At 43.1% G+C, this 17,176-nt stretch carries 15 protein-coding genes and 3 tRNA genes; 12 read left to right on the forward strand and 6 right to left on the reverse strand.

The genetic code is table 11. The features are described 5' to 3' along the window. Positions 1 to 75 precede the first annotated feature (75 nt). The 8 genes from L4C35_RS18115 to L4C35_RS18150 all read left to right on the forward strand — a co-directional run bounded on the left by L4C35_RS18115 (position 76) and on the right by L4C35_RS18150 (position 3,965). Positions 76 to 165 (forward strand) — tRNA-Gly (locus tag L4C35_RS18115). 84 nt (positions 166 to 249) lie between these two features. Beyond that, positions 250 to 339 (forward strand) — tRNA-Gly (locus L4C35_RS18120). A gap of 84 nt (positions 340 to 423) precedes the next feature. Further along, positions 424 to 513 (forward strand) — tRNA-Gly (locus tag L4C35_RS18125). Between the two features lie 168 nt (positions 514 to 681). Beyond that, entirely contained in the window at positions 682 to 1,422 is a 741-nt protein-coding gene (locus tag L4C35_RS18130) for a 5-oxoprolinase subunit PxpA (protein ID WP_428464213.1), read from the forward strand. Next, positions 1,419 to 2,156, forward strand: coding sequence for a 5-oxoprolinase subunit PxpB (gene pxpB, locus L4C35_RS18135; RefSeq protein WP_428464214.1), 738 nt, complete (start codon positions 1,419 to 1,421; stop codon positions 2,154 to 2,156). Before L4C35_RS18130 ends, pxpB begins: the two co-directional genes overlap by 4 nt. After that, positions 2,144 to 3,142, forward strand: coding sequence for a 5-oxoprolinase subunit C family protein (locus tag L4C35_RS18140; RefSeq protein ID WP_428464215.1), 999 nt, complete (start codon positions 2,144 to 2,146; stop codon positions 3,140 to 3,142). Before pxpB ends, L4C35_RS18140 begins: the two co-directional genes overlap by 13 nt. An 8-nt stretch (positions 3,143 to 3,150) precedes the next feature. Next, complete coding sequence (locus L4C35_RS18145) at positions 3,151 to 3,708, forward strand: gamma-glutamylcyclotransferase family protein (protein ID WP_428464216.1); 558 nt, start codon at positions 3,151 to 3,153, stop codon at positions 3,706 to 3,708. 5 nt (positions 3,709 to 3,713) lie between these two features. Beyond that, entirely contained in the window at positions 3,714 to 3,965 is a 252-nt protein-coding gene (locus L4C35_RS18150) for a hypothetical protein (protein ID WP_428464217.1), read from the forward strand. Positions 3,966 to 4,075: 110 nt separating this feature from the next. Here L4C35_RS18150 and L4C35_RS18155 read toward each other — a convergent pair whose 3' ends face one another. Beyond that, the gene (locus L4C35_RS18155; protein WP_428464218.1) at positions 4,076 to 4,747 is read right to left on the reverse strand and encodes a DUF3108 domain-containing protein; all 672 of its coding nucleotides are present in this window, start codon (positions 4,745 to 4,747) and stop codon (positions 4,076 to 4,078) included. A 418-nt stretch (positions 4,748 to 5,165) separates the two neighbouring features. Between L4C35_RS18155 and L4C35_RS18160 the strand changes: the two genes are divergently transcribed. Continuing rightward, positions 5,166 to 5,390, forward strand: a complete 225-nt coding sequence (locus tag L4C35_RS18160) for a hypothetical protein (protein ID WP_428464219.1) — start codon at positions 5,166 to 5,168, stop codon at positions 5,388 to 5,390. Positions 5,391 to 5,517: 127 nt separating this feature from the next. After that, positions 5,518 to 5,994 (forward strand): DUF2947 domain-containing protein, encoded by a 477-nt coding sequence (locus tag L4C35_RS18165; RefSeq protein ID WP_428464220.1) that lies wholly within the window; start codon positions 5,518 to 5,520, stop codon positions 5,992 to 5,994. Positions 5,995 to 6,045: 51 nt separating this feature from the next. Here the strand turns inward: L4C35_RS18165 and L4C35_RS18170 are convergent, their stop codons facing one another. From L4C35_RS18170 to L4C35_RS18185, 4 genes are all read right to left on the reverse strand, one after another. Next, positions 6,046 to 8,031, reverse strand: coding sequence for a diguanylate cyclase domain-containing protein (locus L4C35_RS18170; RefSeq protein ID WP_428464221.1), 1,986 nt, complete (start codon positions 8,029 to 8,031; stop codon positions 6,046 to 6,048). 19 nt (positions 8,032 to 8,050) lie between these two features. Then, complete coding sequence (locus L4C35_RS18175; RefSeq protein WP_428464298.1) at positions 8,051 to 8,659, reverse strand: YfiR family protein; 609 nt, start codon at positions 8,657 to 8,659, stop codon at positions 8,051 to 8,053. Between the two features lie 7 nt (positions 8,660 to 8,666). Continuing rightward, a complete protein-coding gene (locus L4C35_RS18180; protein ID WP_428464222.1) occupies positions 8,667 to 10,688 on the reverse strand; it encodes a TonB-dependent receptor plug domain-containing protein in 2,022 nt (673 codons plus the stop codon). Positions 10,689 to 11,070: 382 nt separating this feature from the next. Next, positions 11,071 to 11,904, reverse strand: a complete 834-nt coding sequence (locus tag L4C35_RS18185) for a pirin family protein (RefSeq protein ID WP_428464223.1) — start codon at positions 11,902 to 11,904, stop codon at positions 11,071 to 11,073. Between the two features lie 339 nt (positions 11,905 to 12,243). Here L4C35_RS18185 and L4C35_RS18190 point away from each other — a divergent pair, with 339 nt between their 5' ends. Then, entirely contained in the window at positions 12,244 to 13,701 is a 1,458-nt protein-coding gene (locus tag L4C35_RS18190; protein ID WP_428464224.1) for an NAD-dependent succinate-semialdehyde dehydrogenase, read from the forward strand. A gap of 98 nt (positions 13,702 to 13,799) precedes the next feature. Here the strand turns inward: L4C35_RS18190 and L4C35_RS18195 are convergent, their stop codons facing one another. Continuing rightward, positions 13,800 to 15,182: an outer membrane protein transport protein gene (locus L4C35_RS18195; protein WP_428464225.1), complete on the reverse strand. Its 1,383-nt coding sequence runs from the start codon at positions 15,180 to 15,182 to the stop codon at positions 13,800 to 13,802. A gap of 389 nt (positions 15,183 to 15,571) precedes the next feature. On the opposite strand from L4C35_RS18195, the gene L4C35_RS18200 reads away from it, so the two are divergent. Then, entirely contained in the window at positions 15,572 to 17,086 is a 1,515-nt protein-coding gene (locus tag L4C35_RS18200; protein ID WP_428464226.1) for a bifunctional NUDIX hydrolase/phosphatase PAP2 family protein, read from the forward strand. Positions 17,087 to 17,176: the final 90 nt, after the last annotated feature.

The raw sequence follows: 17,176 nt of genomic DNA on the forward strand, positions 1-17,176 counted from the left end.
CCCAAATACATAGCCTCGTCAGAAATGACGGGGCTTTTTACTATCTGAAATTTATGGTGATATGTCTGCTGTCATGCGGTACTCGCTCAGAGGATAGAGCGCAACCTTGCCAAGGTTGAGGTCACGCCAGCTCCTCGAAAATCGGGAACCTCGTGTGTCGCTCCAAGCTTTATACCCAAATACATAGCCTCGTCAGMAATGACGGGGCTTTTTACTGTCTGCGATTTATGGTGATATGTCTGYTGTCATGCGGTGCTCGCTCAGAGGATAGAGCGCAACCTTRCCAAGGTTGAGGTCACGCCAGCTCCTCGAAAATCGGGAACCTCGTGTGTCGCTCCAAGCTTTATACCCAAATACATAGCCTCGTCAGCAATGACGGGGCTTTTTACTATCTGAAATTTATGGTGATATGTCTGCTGTCATGCGGTGCTCGCTCAGAGGGTAGAGCGCAACCTTACCAAGGTTGAGGTCACGCCAGCTCCTTGAAAATCGGGAACCTCGTGTGTCGCGCCAAGCTTTATACCCAAATACATAGCCTCGTCAGAAATGACGGGGCTTTTTACTATCTGCGATTTATGGTGTTTGCCAATGGTAGGTCTCATCTTCAGCTTGTTATTCTTGTAACTCTTTTCTGCTTATCATTTAATGTAAACAATCAGTTAACATTTGGTGAGGCATATCATGAAGCTCAACTGCGATATGGGAGAGAGTTTTGGTCCTTGGCTTATGGGGCGTGATGATGCTGTCATGCCATGGATTAATATGGCTAACATTGCCTGTGGCTTTCATGCCTCGGATCCTGATGTTATGGCTAAAACCGTTGCTTGTGCCTGCCAGCATGGTGTCGAAATTGGTGCCCACCCAGGCTATAACGACAAAGAAGGATTTGGTCGCCGTAGTATTCCCCATAGCGCTGAATCTATTACACAGCTGGTGGCGTATCAAGCTGGCGCGTTAAATGCTATTTGCCAGTTGCATGGTCAACAAATTAGCTATGTAAAGCCTCATGGTGCGCTATATAACGACATGATGGCTGATGAATCTGTTTTTATCGCGATATTAAAAGCAATCTCAGGGATGAATTCAGTATTTATCCCTCCGATTAAGCTCATGGTTTTATCACTGCCTGATAACCAAAAATATCAAGGTCTTGCCGTTCAATATAAGGTTGAACTCTTATTTGAAGCCTTCTCTGATCGTGCTTATACACCTGAAGGCTTCCTCGTTCCACGTTCTCAACCAGACGCGGTTCATCACAATAGTGATCGCATCGTGCAGCAAGCGAAAGAGTTCACTCAAGGTTACGTCACAACGTCTGATGGTTCGCTCCTTAAACTCAGAGCAGATTCACTCTGCGTTCATGGAGATAATGACGCCTCAATTGCCTTAATTCAGACGCTGAATGAGGTACTGCAAGCATGATACGTATTGAACGCACCGCTGAAACAGCCTTAATGGTTTATTTAGGTGACAAGATAGATGTTGAGTTAACCGCTGATATTGCGCGTTATGTACATAAAATCAAACAAGCACTCCCATCTGCATTGGTTGAGATCACGCCATCGTATTGCTCACTGCTATTACAACTACACCCTGCACATTGCGCCGAGCCTGAACTAGGACGAGTTATCACTCGGTTACAGCAGATATATAAAGAGTGTGGCTTTGAAGCTGATGTAATTACACGAGCAAGCCTATCGACACACAATCAAATCAAGGTAGGCAAACAAGTCGTATTGCCTGTGTATTACGATGTGAGCGTAGGGCCAGATTTAGATACGGTTGCTAAGTATGCTCAGGTGAGTGTTGATGAAGTGATCCGTTTACATAGTCAGCAAGCGTATACCGTTTGTGCGATTGGATTTGCCCCTGGTTTTGCATTTTTAGCATCGGTTGATCCTCGCATTGCGACGCCGCGTTTAGCCACACCTCGTCAGCATGTTCCTGCAGGTAGCTTAGGGATCGCGAACACACAAACAGCGATTTATCCTTTAGATTCTCCTGGTGGCTGGCAGATCATCGGTAACTGCCCTCAGAGGCTTTTCGACCCAAATACAGAGCCAATGTCGCCTTTTGAAGTTGGTGATGAAGTGCTATTTGAACCCATAGATCGTGAAACTTACATCGAGTTAGGCGGGGTATTATGGCAACAATAAGTGTACTTAATGCGGGCATGCATACCTTAATTCAAGACACTGGGCGGTTTGGCGTGGCCGATGTCGGATTAAGTCAAGGCGGCGCGGCGGATCTGCATAGCTATTGCTGGGCGAATTACCTACTAACAAATGATGTTAATGCACCTCAACTGGAAATCCTTTTTGGTCAGCTGAGTATCACGACAGATGCGGGTATTTGTTGCGTATTAACAGGGGCTGATTGTAGTGCGGTTATTCACTGTCATTCAGAGCCTAATAAAGCTGTTGTACCTTGGCAGACTTTTATCTTACAGCAAGGTGAAACGCTTAGCTTAGGTTATCCACGATCAGGGTTACGATCATATCTCGCGGTGAGAGGTGGCTTTAATGCGATACCTGTACAGGGCAGTGTTTCAACCGTGGTTCGTAACCAAATTGGTGGTTTATTACCTGATCATCATGGGAAGGCGGGGCAGGCACCTAAGCAAGGCTTGCCTTTAGCCACAGGTGATCAATTAACGGTTGTTGAGTATGCTCAACAGGAGGGGCGAGACAATCAATTTTCACCGTTAGCCGCACCGAGTCGATGCATTCCTGATTATAGCCAAGAGACTGTTTTGCGTGTGATTGAGTCATACCAAGCAGAGGCATTCTCATCGTCATTTAAAGCGAGTTTTTTTAATAGCATTTACACCGTCAGCCCAAATAGCGATCGCATGGGGTGTCGCTTTGATGGTAACCCCCTCGTCGAGCAAGTAGAGAGTCTTATCTCGGAAGGGATCGCTTATGGGGCGATACAAATACCGCCCGATGGCTTGCCCATAGTGATGATGAATGACCGGCAAACACTCGGAGGTTATCCGAAAATAGGTTGTGTAGCACGTGTAGATATGGCTAAACTGGTTCAATCGCCACCTGGAAAAGTGGTGAAGTTTCAGCGTGGTGATGTCAGTTTGTTAACCCAAGAATGGCAACAGTTTTCGCGCTTTTTTGGTCTGTCTTTTTAGGAGTAGTAATGTATATCTTTGGCTATGGTAGCTTGATCAATGACCATTCCCGTTCACGTACAGGGCAAACAGGCCGTTCGACACCAGCAATGGTAAATGGCTTACAGCGCCACTGGAGCAAAGTGGATGGTAGCTACAAAATTTCGCCACTGATTGTTGTTCCTGAGGCTGGCCAGTGTAATGGCGTTATTGTCGAGGTAGATAGAGCTGCGTTGGCTGAATTTGATAAACGAGAACACGGCTATCACCGAATTAAAATTGATAGCCAAGATGTCGCGCTACAAAACAGTGATCAGCCTTTGTCTGGTGATGTGTGGGTTTACGTGAAAGATGAGCCACTAGCACCTTGTGCAGTTCAACCTATCATGCAGACCTATGTGGATACCGTTTTAGCAGGTTGCTTGTCGATCTCTGATGCTTTTGCTGAGTACTTTGTTTCTTCAACCCAAGGTTGGCATCACGCATTTGAAAATGATCGTCATCAGCCGAAATATGGCAACATGGCGGGTGTTGTCGATGCTCACCTCCCGATTATTGATCAGCTTATTCGCTCGGTGCGTGCGTAATTAAGATGGCAAAACCCAATAAGAAAGGCCCAACCAAAACCGTTGATGTGTACTGCGCTAATTGCAAAGCTCAACTATTTAAGTATCGGAAAGGTGGAAAAGGGGCACTGGTTAAATGCTTTAAAGAGCGTATAACGACAGACTTCACTATAAAAGCATGCCACTGCCCTGAGTGCGACACTGAGTTTGCCCGCGATACATTGGTAAGAGGTACGCCTGCATTTAAAATGATTGGCGGTAAAGTGTTTGCTAAATAGTTCTATATAACAAGAACAGGCTATAAACCAGAGTAGAGAGAGCCAGTGCACCTAGTGACTGGCTCTTTTTGTATCTACTTATCTATATATGTTAATTCTGGCTATCGCGGCTAATTTTTGGCAGACAGTGTTGGAGGGCACTCTTTTTTCATACTGAGTATTTCGGCTTCAAGGTTCAGGATGTTGCGTTTGTATTTTGCTTTTACCAATTGATAATCCAAGCTTGGTGCAAACCACATATCAATTTGTCTATCATTGACCTCGGTTTGTCTTACTTTTAACGTCTCGACTTCGCCATAGCGTGTGGCGAGCTTTTCGGTGCCTAACACCTCAAAGAAATAATGACTCACACGGCTCGTACTTTGCATTTTAAAGTCGAATTTTGTTTTCCCTTGGATCAGTAATAAACGTAGCTGTGCCCCCAGTGTATCGCCATCAAGCAAAGGGAACTCAGGATCATCATATTCTGTGGTTTCACCATTTTTGGTTATAGTAGATTGCTGACCGTTTGCACTAAATATGCCGGAGGCTGTGCGTGAAAGTAGGCCTGAAATGTTCTGCTCAAAAGATTGGGTGATGAAGGATTGCTGAACGTCAGACCAGGCCATTTCACTCTGATTTTTATATTTACTAGAAGTAACAAGAACATCGGCATTGCCATAGGCATAGACTTTGGCTTTGTTTCCGCGCCAATGAACATGACGAGACAGCGTTCCGACTTTCAGCCCGCTGAAATACAGTTGATAAGTCAGTGTTTTATTACACTGATGAAACTCGGGCAATGGTATTGCTTGCACGGAATATAAAGGGGTGATGATAGATATGAATATGATTAAAAAACGCAAAAAAACCGTCCTAAACTTGTGTTCCCAATAGTAACGTTAGCAATCTGTGAAATAGCTTGCCACTAGAAATCAGAGATTACATGTCAACATAGTAATACGTGACAATCAGATGGCGCGAGATAAAAAAAATAATAAAAAAAATCCAGCTGGCATCATCATTCTTTTCCCTTATTTTTCAGCGTATTGCAACAGGGTAAATAATTGGGATGCCACGCAAATGTTACATTTTCAGCTAAAGCATTGTTTTAGCGACTTTTATCATTACCAAGTGTTAATGACAATTTGATGGTGCTTATTTGACGATTCAAAGTATGACTTCTATTTTTATTTGGGTTTATCAAAAGAGGTGAGAGTAATGAAGAAAATGAATTCCGCTTATCGACTTCAGGTGATTAAAGAAGTGGCGATTAGAAAGCAGTTAACGTCGAATAATGATCCGATGGCAAATCATATTTCTCATCTACTCGAAACTCGTGCTCATCGTGAAGGTATTGTCGAGCAACAACAGACTTATTCAAACAGTCATTTTGATGAAAATGTTGGCGGTTGGGTGAGTGATCTGTGGGATACAAAACTATAGACATTGACGCTCAAAGTTGGCTTTCATACTGGCTTTGAGCGGTGATCATTTGAATATCGTAAGGGAGTGCTGGAACATCTCGTTTGACTAAGGTACATTGCTGCGTCAATAGAATTCAGGTCGACGAATGAACTACGTAGAATTAGATAGTTACACCCGTAAGTGGATCTTCACACATGCTTCTATGCCCGTGTCAGAAGATGATCTCGCGTTAATCCGTCCTTTTACTCAAGCACGATCTTCAGATATTTGGCGTGATCATATTAGCCGCCAAAGTCCCGATGCCGATCATTTTGAAAAGGATGATTGGGCTGCGAATGAAGCCATGTGGTCAGCGCCGATTGAATGGCAAGGTGCATGGGATAGCGACGAACCTGAGTTACCGCAAGAGATCCTTGATTTCATTGATTGGGAAGATAACACCACGGTATTTTTCTGTTATGAGAAATACAACTTGATTGAAACCAAGTGGGGTGTATTCAAACGTAACTGGAAGAATTTCTTATTCTTTGATGACGGCCCTATGTTGATTGGTCGTAAGAAAACGCAGACAATTTGGTTTCAATCAAATGGTTCTTGTACGTTAGGTCATCGTGAAAAATAAGTGGTATGCGCCTACTCATGAATACATGAATACATGAATAACAGCCTCGCTCTAGCGGGGCTGTTTTGTTTTTATTGTAGATACTGTCGCAAGAGGGTTAAAGATAACCACCTTCCCTTTCCCTGAGCTTTTGGCTTCATACATGGCTTTGTCAGCACGTCTTAAAATATCATCCACATTTTGATATTCGCCAGGATGGACATAGTAGCAACCAATGCTTGCTCCCACTTCGATGATATTTTCATCAAGGCTGATGGGTTGATGCAGTTTATGCAAAATACGTTCGCTGGTCTGCTCTACCTTGCTCGCATCTGCAACATGGTTGATGACGGTGATAAATTCATCGCCAGACAGTCGGCCTACCATATCCGTTTGGCGTATGGTGCGAGACATTCTGGCCGCCACAATCTTTAACACACTGTCCCCAACATCGTGACCATAGGTATCATTGATTACTTTAAAACCATCAAGGTCGATAAATAACACGGCAAAAATTGCTTTGCTTTGCTGCTGCTGATTAAGTAGCGTTTGTATGTGCGAGTGTAATTTACTGCGATTCGGTAAATTGGTGAGTGAATCGTGGGATGCTAAACGTTCAAGGCGCTCATTTTCTTTAATTGAACGTAAATCAGAAGCCACAATGGCAACCTGACTTTCACCGCTTTGTGGGTCGGTGAGGCGATGGACTCGCAATAATAGTGGGATGGTTGTCCCGTCTCGACGTAGTTGGTGGTATTCACCTTGCCATACATTATGATCCTTTAAATGCTCTCGAATGTGGCTCTCGATTAAACGATATGACGCCATATCTAACAAGCTATGAAAGTGTTTTCCGATGACTTCGTTAGGTTCAAATCCAACTAAGTCTTCAAATGCAGGGTTTACCATTTCAATAATGCCGCTTTGGTTCAGTACGATGATGGCATCTTGACTACTATCAAATACGTTAGCGGCAAGGCGCTGCTGTTTCTGAGCAAGGTGTTGTTTGGTTATATCTTCAATTGCAAATAAGAACTTCTTCTGATGATAAAGCGGACGACTTACGATTTGTAGCGTTCGCTCCACTCGGGTTTGCTGGCTCTGGCACTTAACCACATAATGGTTGAAATGTTGTTTGTTCGATAGCACTAAAGCGAGCAGATGCTTAAAACGCTCGGGTTGTTGTGGTCGTAATAATTGAATGAAATTTTGTTTAACAGCACTGCGTTGAGGCACGCCTAAAACATCGAAGCAGGCATCGTTCGCTAGGGTAATGGTTGCGCTTTCATCAATGACGAGTAACGCATGTTGTACAGTCGCGACGACTTCTTCAGCAAAGACTTTTTCCTGGCTAAATTGCTGTAAGGTTGTGCGTATTTTCACATCTCGTTCTTGCAGCTTTAACTGCATATCATTGAAACAATTCGCCAGTTCACCTAGCTCATCGTTTGTTGTTACTTTGGGAGTGAATTGGTGTTTTTTATCGTCGTGAACAATGGAGCTCATTGCTTTATTAAGCTCTGCAATCGGTTTTGTTACCCAAGCTTGAAGGCGATTAACGATGTAGCCACATACGATAAGGTAGAGTAGGAAAAGGAATAGGCTGTATTGCAATTGGGTGATTTGCAGTTGATGCAGCGGGGCGAGTGATACTGCAATAAACAGACTAGCTTCGTTATTTTGGGCATAGGTGATAGGTACATCTAGGTACAGCATATAGTTTCCAAAGTGAAAACCTTGCTGTTTTGCGATGATATGTTGCTGTTCTGTAGGCGCAACATAATCAATATTATGGTTGGTATATTGTGCCAGTAGTTTGCCATCATTCAGTTCGACAAAGGCGATTGAGTGTTCAGCCTTAAAAGATGACAATATTTCTTGTGCTGCAATTCTGTCATCAAAAAGAATGGCCGCGGTTAGGTTCATCCCTACACCTTGCGCCAGAATTTCTATTCTGCTAACAAGGTTAGCACGTTCTTTTTTAATAAATGTTTGGTACGTGACAACCTGAAAACTTAAAAAGACCAATAAGATGAAGCCCATAATAGGAAGCGACATCCTTTGCCCAAGTGAAAGGTTATTGATCCAGCGACGCATTGTCATTTAAGCCACTTGTTAAACTTTTTCCGATAATGGCGATGCGTAATAACTGTGAGCTGATCGCCATATTTGCATGCTTAATAACATCAAGCGCAATGATGGGCCTAATACGTTTTTTATCGGCACGTAGTTCTATCATGCCACCATAGTCGAGAAAATCAGGGTAGCCACTAATGGTTAGTACACCCGATAACTGAGGAATAGCGTGACTGATGGGGAATTGTGATGGGCTAATATAAACCAGTTCACACTGCTCCGCTTGGGATAGGTTATCGATATAGTGAAATACCAAGCGTTTATTGGCACTGAGATCGTTTAATACCAACTGGTGTAGTGTTTGGCTTATATTGTCTGCACCATAAGCACAGTACTGAATTTGGTGGTTCGGTGCTTGTGGCCAGCGAATAAAGCTAGCAAATCGATAGATGTAAACCGCTTTGATTTGGTAGTCATCATAAGCGCGACTTTGTTCCGCTCGGGCTTCTCCATTTACAAGCAAGCTGGATATAAAAAATAGCATCGTATGCACTGGATGTTTCAGTGCTTGAGAAAGAAGACGATAAAGTGTGCGATGAAAATGCCACATAATCAAATCAAAAGTCCCATGAACTACGTAAGTAAGCCGTTTCTCCAACTCGCGCCTTGTTTGGTGCATCCGAGTAGGGCGCCTTACCTAAGGCATCAATAATCAATTCAACTTTTGGCCAAGATGGTTTTTTCTGCCAGGCCAATCTAACGTCCACAGTCGTAACCTCAGGTGCAGAAAAGGGGTGTGATCCATCAGCTCGTATTATGTCAGATTCGACGCTCGACTTATGTTTGAACCATACATCAAACTGCCAACTTGCACTAATACTCCATAATGAATGGATAGAAACGTAATGGGAAGGTTGGTGATTGTAAGTCGTTTTTGTACCAAATTGAGCATCAGCCTTACATTGCTCATTACCACTGCAATAAGCTTGAGTATTGATAAAACTATAGCTGGTGTTCAAGGTGTAATTGGCTGCAGGATGCCAGCGAACCGCGGTTTCAAAACCATAGCTGTTTGCGTCTAACTGATCGCCGAACTGTGTTTGATGAACAAAAATGTTGTTTGGCATTTTTGTACCATCGTCACAATGTCCGTATTGACATACCCAAGGATTCTTACCTGTTTCTAGCATTCTTAAATTTTGATAATTGCTGAAAAATAAAGTGCTATCGATGTTTAACTCTGGTGTTACCGTAATACGGTGACCTGCATCTAAAGTAACGACAGATTCATTCTTCATATTTGGATTGCCCATGGTGAAGAAAATACCATTGTAATAACGGTATGCCTCTGAATTTTCATGATCTGGGGCGATGACTCTATTAACAACATAACCATCGGTTAAGGATTCGACGCTGGCGGGGGTGACCACGGCACGGCCGATCCCCGCCCAGAATTGTTGCTGCGGTGAGTGCTGATATATAAGGCGCGCTTGAGGCTGAATTTCAGTGGTATTGTTTAGACTGAAATGTTCGACTTTAACCCCTAATGTTGCCGTGACATTATTGCTGATTTGGCTTTCGAGTTGGCCAAAAAGGTTATAAATAACATCAGTATTGATTGGGTCGTTACTATAGCGCCCAATTGGCTCTAGGATCGCATAGTAGTCTTCAGTATAAGGAGCAACATCACGATGTATGAAGCGGATGCCTCCCCCGGTGGTTAATTCATTCGCCTCGGTTAAGCGGGTCCGCGTTAATCCGTCAATATTAAGGGTAGAGAACTCACCAGTGGATGACGGTTCAACTTTTGCGTTGCTATCCGCCCACAAGTGCATCTCATAGTCGGTTTTATCGTTATTTTGGAACCAGTCAAGGCTGATATAACCACCGCGAGAATAGTCGGTTAGCTGAGTCGGGATGACTTTGGCGGGAGTAGCTGCCAAGTCATAATTTTCCCAGTAGTGTTCGGACACGTTATGGTAGCCACCAAACTGGACGGTTATCGCGTTATTTCCTTGCTGGTAGTCTGATCGAAAGCCACCGCGATAGGTGCGCCATGGGTCATTGTTGTCATAGTAGTAGTCGGATTTAACACCTTTAACGAAAACTCGTGCACTAGTGTTTTCGTTAAGGGTAAAGCCATGACGGTAGCTGACTTCTTGATAGCTATGTTCACCTGCGGCTATTTCTAGGTGCTGCCCCAAGGTTTCTTTACTACTTTTGGTAATGATATTGATCACGCCATTAGCAGCATTGCCGCCCCACATAGTACCAGCAGTACCGCGTAGGATCTCGATTCGATCAATGTCTGACATCACCATATCGACAGTGTGCCAAAAAGTCCCTGACATTAACGGGCTAAAAACACTGCGACCATCGACCATGACTAATGCTTTATTAAACAGCACCTCGTTAAGGCCACGAATAGACACTTGCCAGTTATATTCACTTATTTTGTTCACTGTAACGCCAGGCGCAAGCGCTAGCGCATCGGCTACCGAGCGGGCACCACTACGTATAATTTGCTCACTAGAAATAACGTAAATAGCAGCGGGTACTTCAGCAATATTTTGGGTCTTCTTTGCTGCGGATGTCACTGTGGATTCAACATTAGATAGCTCATCAAGGCTCAAAGACATTAGCGAGCTGAGCCCTGGCGATTGTTTATCCGCGTGTGCGAACGCCATGCTTGAAAATAAAGCAAGTAGGGAGATTAAGAAAGATAAACGAGCCGTAATAACCACAGAGTCAGACTGCCAAATAAGTTATTGATTAGAGCAATTTTATCATAAATTAATTTCAGACAAGAAAGCATCAAGAATTAAATTGCTCCCTTTATCGATGAATTATTTAAATCCACTGTTTTATTAAGGATTGCATGCGATATAAATATAACATGATACCCAGAGGGAATTGCGGCGTTGGTTTTATAATGACGATTAAATATTTTTATTAATAATGGTGAAGTAATTGGGTCCTTATTGACACATATATTATATCGGGTATCAGTAATCGTCGTTGCTAATCTTCAACTTTTTCTAATAATTGTTTGATATGTAATGCAGAGTGTTGCTGGTGAGTGATTGATGAGTGAACAGACTGAGTTGTTGCGATAATAGGTTGATCGAGAGGTTCACCGATGGCGAGAAGAAGACGGCAACCATAATAGCTGGTTTGAACTTCAACTTTGTCTTCTGATGGCGTGAATATTGCCATTTGGTTTTTGTTAACTTCGGTTCCGCTGATAAACGCTTTTCCTGAATGAATAAATACAAATCCAGAACTGAGCCGTTTATTGGGTTGGATTTCCCACTGACTGTAAGGGGCGATAGCCACATCAAGTACAAGGATAGGGGACGGGGACGTGATTGGACTTTTGATATTATCTAATTCGCCGATCAGTACTTTAGCGGTGACATTACTTTTTTCGATTAGCGGCAAGTCATGGGCTGCAAATTTGAGGCTGGTTGCATCCGACATTTCAATATGTTGAGCGGGGAGTAAAATCCATAGGGCAAATGTTTCGACTAGCCCATCTATCGGTTTTAAAGTGTCTTTATGGACTACGCCATTGCCAGCTAGCATCATCTGAACATCGCCAGGTTCGAGTGAACTCTGGCTTCCAGTTGAATCGACGTGGTGTAAATGCCCGCATATAGGGTAAGTAAGTGTGTTGATACCTGAGTGGCCGTGAAAATCCAGCCCAACAGGTTGGGAGACATTTTTAGCTTGGTAATGATCCCATAAGGCAAAGGGATTAAGTTCCTCTATGTCGCCACTTTGTATATAAGCCGTCATATCATTTGACTTAAGACCGTAACGAATTTTTTTGATTGTTCTTGTTTTTTCTGCCATGGCTGCTTTCCATGAAGGTCTACCTTTACAGAATAGACCGAGGTCTTAACTTCCTCCATGCGAAACCGAGAATTTGTACTAGCGTTCGTTTTAACGTCAACCCCTAATCACATCAGCTACGATTGAATTAGGCTTAAACAGGCTGAAAAAATGCAGGTAGGTTAAGCAAAGATGTATAGAAATGAGGTGAGCAGGTTAAAAGGTGAACAGACTGGCGACGGATAGGATGATGTGGTGTTTAACAACTACTCATGATGACCAAGCGATACGTTTAACAGTGGCGATATGATGTTTCTCAGGTAAAATATATTTGTATAACAAATAACAAGGGTGACGCAGGTGCATAAATTAAATTTACAACGACACACTATTTTTAAACAGCAAGTTTATATTGCTGGCGAGTGGTGTGATGCCGAGTCGAACGCCAGCACGCCAGTATATAACCCCGCTGACGGTAGTATCCTGGGTTATGTACCTGAGTGTGGGTCGTATGAAACTCAGCGTGCGATTGAAGCGGCTGATACTGCGTCTAAGTTATGGAAGAAAACGACAGCCAAAGAAAAGTCGACAGTCCTACGTCGTTGGTTTGATTTAATTCAACAACACAGCGATGCGCTGGCTGAAATTTTAACGGCAGAGCAAGGTAAGCCGCTAACAGAGGCAAAAGGTGAGATTACCTATGCGGCCAGTTTTATCGAGTGGTATGCCGAGCAAGCTAAACGTGTTCAAGGGGAGATCATCCCGAGTCATAAGCTAGATGCGCGTATTTTAGTTAGCCATGAGGCGATAGGCGTGGTGGGAGCGATTACACCATGGAATTTCCCTGCGGCTATGATTACACGTAAATGCGGCCCTGCTTTTGCGGCTGGTTGTAGCGTGGTATTAAAACCAGCTCCTGACACGCCATTTACAGCCTTAGCCTTGGCAGCTTTAGCTGAGCAAGCAGGCTTACCCAAAGGTTTGTTCAGTGTGGTAACGGGGGATGCTGTTGCGATCGGCGGCGAGTTAACCAGCAATAAAAAAGTACGGAAAATATCATTTACAGGCTCGACAGCAATAGGGAAATTATTAATGGCGCAGTCTGCTGCGTCAGTTAAAAAATTATCGTTAGAGCTCGGCGGTAACGCCCCATTTATTGTATTTGAAGATGCCGATTTAGAAAAAGCATTAGCCGGTTATATGGTAGCCAAATTCCGTAATGCGGGGCAAACCTGTGTGTGTGCAAATCGTCTGTATGTGCATGAAGCCGTTTACGACAAATTTATGGCGATGCTAACTGATGAAGTGTCTTCACTCGTGATGGGCAATGGGCTTATTGATGGCGTGAACATTGGCCCTATGATAAACCGTGCTGCGGTACAAAAAGTTGAATCTCATATTGAAGATGCGCTAGCCAAAGGTGCCACCTTGTTATACGGCAGCGAAGACAAATCATCGACTCACTTTGTACAGCCAGCTGTTATCCGTGATGTGACAGATGACATGCTTGTTGCTACCGAAGAAACCTTTGGCCCTTTAGCTGCGGCCTTTACTTTCAGTAACGACGACGATGTAATTGCACGCGCGAATAATACGGACTCAGGTTTAGCGGCTTATATTTATACCCAATCATTATCAAAAGCTTTCCGTGTGAGTGAAGCCTTGGAATACGGCATGGTTGGCGTTAACGAAGGCTTAATCTCAACTGAAGTTGCTCCGTTTGGCGGTATTAAAGAATCAGGCCTTGGCCGCGAAGGCGCAGCACAGGGTATTGATGAATATTTAGAAACTAAATACACCTTGATGGGTGGTTTGTAGGGTTTACTTACAGAAACTTGGATTGTTTTAAGCGTAAGATCAATGAACCCTCGCAGGGCATTTAACTCTGCGAGGGCTCATCTATTTGAGGCGTATTTTTAGAATGAACGGTTGTACTGAAGGCCCACTAAGATTGCGTTTGCGCGTGTCGTTGCTTTAACTGATGTGCCAATAAAGCCTAGGTCAGAAAGTGATGGGTCAATATCTTTGGCATTTACGCCTAGTTTTTCTTCAACGTTGGTGTCTTGGCCAAGCAAGTATGTTGCGCCAAAGTCGATTGTTGAGTCTTTTGACAGATGATAAGTTAGACCTGCAGAAAACCATTGACGATCTGAGTCTGGAATTGATATTGATTTAATATTGCCAGTAGCTGCTTTGTCATACATGTAGCCAGCACGAAGAGTCCAATCACTATTTAGATAATAAGTACTACCTAAAGAGATATGGCCAGCATCTTTCCAGCTATATTCTTTAATGGTGCCATGGGCATTAGATTTTACTTGGTCGAATGCACTCCAGCCTACCCACTGCAAGCTATAGTGCATAGCAAGCCGCTCGGTGAGTAAGTGATAGCCTGAGAACTCAGCCATATCTGGTAATGGAATATGAAGCGTATCATTTTTCGCTAAACCGATAGCACCCGCTTTATAGACATCGCCTTTTGCTTCTAATGTGGGGCTTTTACGGTAACTTAAACCAAAGCGGTGGTTTTCATTTATTTCGTAAACTGTACCAATGTTCCAACCTAAACCATAACCGCTGGCTTCTGCATTTAATGCTTCTGTATTGAGGTTAGAACTCGATGTGTTACTAATATCGCCCCAGAAATCATACTCGGTGTGCGTATGTTTTATATTTGCGTTACGTTGAAGTGCTCCTGTGCCATATATAATATCCAACCCAGCGCCAATACTAAATTGTTCATTGATACGATAAGAAACCGATGCGCCAAGGTTAACGCTACGAACGCTTGTTGTACCGCCGAAAATAGATGCTGCGAAATCGTCTTTAAATTTAGTTTGAGTTCCGAAATTTGAGTATGCGGATATACCCCATGCCCATTGATCATTAATTGGGTGAATGTAGTAGATATTCGGTACAAACGAGGTTCCACCAATCCCATCGGTGTTTGATACGTCATGTTTACTTGCGCCTACTGATACTGGAATGACAGGGATAAGTGGATCCATCGAATTATCAGTATGTAAGTGAAGTTGGTTATAAGTGCCATTTTTAATGCGAACATCAGTCTCAATGACATTGAAACCTAATGAAAGGTTACTTTTCTTAAATAAAGCCATTACAGCAGGATTGCGCGCCATTGCTGATGCATTGTCAGCAATAACGGCATCACCGGCAAAAGCTCGCCCGAGGCCAGTTGCAGATTGACTATTTAATTGAAACCCTGCAGCCACTGCTTGGGTTGATGAAAAAGCAATTGCCGCAAGGATTGTTTGTGTTAACAGACGCTTCTTATTCATAGGTATCATTCTTTAGTTATTTATTGATGTTGCTTTTTGCGGCGCGAGTGTAGAAAACTAAGACAGCAAATGAAATCAGACCAGTTTCACATCAAACCCTTTGTGATTAACTTGTATAAACGTTGTTTTTAACTTGCTGATGAAGAGGTGGATTCATGTACCTTTTATTTTCTGATGGTCGGTTCTGTAAGCAATGTATCTGCAGGGTGAATAATCTTGTGTTAAAAAAGCTGGCCTGCTGGGATCTGATAAATGAACAGTAGAGTGCAATAACACTTTTTTACTGGCTGCTATTCCTTATATGGTTTATTTTAACCTTGAATAGCTTTCTAATTGCATGTTAAATCAGCAATAAACGGCGAATATATTAAGTTAAAGTGAGTATGCGGGTGGATAGTATCCAAAAAATCATGGCAAGAATCATTCTTAGTTTGTTTTCATTACTTTTCTCTGGTGCCTTGTATGCGAACCCAGTGAGTCAGGTAAAGACTGAGCAAGTTGAGCGTAGTGTTGTGGGTGCTGTTTGTGTTATTCGCGCAGGTGACAAACTTGTTATGCTGTCTGAAGTTATAACGAAAAAAATATCGCTCCCTGGGGGATATATAGAGCCCAATACGACACCTGAAGAAAGCGCTATTCGTGAGGCATTAGAAGAAACAGGTATAAACGTTGAGGTTTCGCATTTAATAGAGCAGCGTGCGCGCGCTGTTATTTATGCCTGTGTAGCAAAGCAACCAATATTAGTGTCGACCACAACGGACTCTTTAGGGTATCCCATTGTAGAGTCATGGTTTGCTGAACATTTTGGCAAAGAAGTTCGCCGTGTTTATTTAATTGGCCCCGATGAAATTAAGCCTGCAGATTATCGCTTTCCAAAAGACCAACCATTGTTAGCGCAATGGCTGGCGCAAACGCCTGAAAGTAAAGTTGATTATTACTCCGATTTAAGTGGCCATGTTAACTTACTTCATCAATATGAATTGCAACTTATTAGTCAATTTCAGCATTGGGTGAAAATTTGGCCACAAATGCAGCAATCCATTTTTGATGCCGTTATCACGGTATTGAATTTACCTGGTGAAGTTGAGTTTATTGTATTTATATTTGTTATCACTGCGGCCTTGTTTGGTGCGAAAGGAGTATTACGTTTATCTATTATATTATTGAGTGTCACTTATATTGCCTCAATATTTAAATTAGGTATTGGTTCACCACGACCGTTCTATATTATGCCTGCATTAAAACAAGCGAATGCGTATGGATTTGGATTTCCAAGTGGGCATACATTAATGGCAACTGTGTTATGGGGTTTAACCTGGTACTATTTTTCACGCCAGCGTGGTTTGATGACGATGTACCTCTTATTGCCGATTGCATATTGCTTGGCACTTGGACAAGCTGTTGCACGCGTATGGTACGGGGTGCATTTTATTACCGATACGATAGCAAGCCTTATTCTAGGCACGGGCATGGTCGCTATTTACATTGCATGGTTGAATGCAGAAAACTATTCTTTGGATGATTGCATTGTGAGCAAGTGGTTTTGGTTATCAATGTCGCTGGTAATAGGGCTAACGGCAAGTTTTAGTCACGCACCAGAACATGTCTACCTATTTGCAGCCTCTTTAGGTGTATTTCTAAGCTTGGACTATGTGAATTGGACACCGATCTCGTTTCGACAGTTCTCTCATCTACACAAGGTCGGTATCGCTATTTTCATCGCCGTCGGGATGCTATTTGTCGGCGGGTTAATTGGTTGGATAACACAGTGGTTGGCGTACCAATCGACCGTTAGTCTGATAGTGCTGTCTATTAGAGCTGTGGGTTGTTGTGTTGCAGCTGTTTGGCTAGTTGCAGGTACAAGCCTGATCCGAAAAGTAATTTCAACAAGGTTAGTTATATAATCGGCTTTACCTCACGCTTTAGTTTAGGTAAAGCGTGAGGTAAAGTGGTGGCTAATAATGATTGAGATAACCAGATGCCCTAGGATTCGG

The organism is Photobacterium kagoshimensis, from assembly GCF_050337045.1.
Taxonomy (GTDB): Bacteria; Pseudomonadota; Gammaproteobacteria; order Enterobacterales; family Vibrionaceae; genus Photobacterium; species Photobacterium kagoshimensis.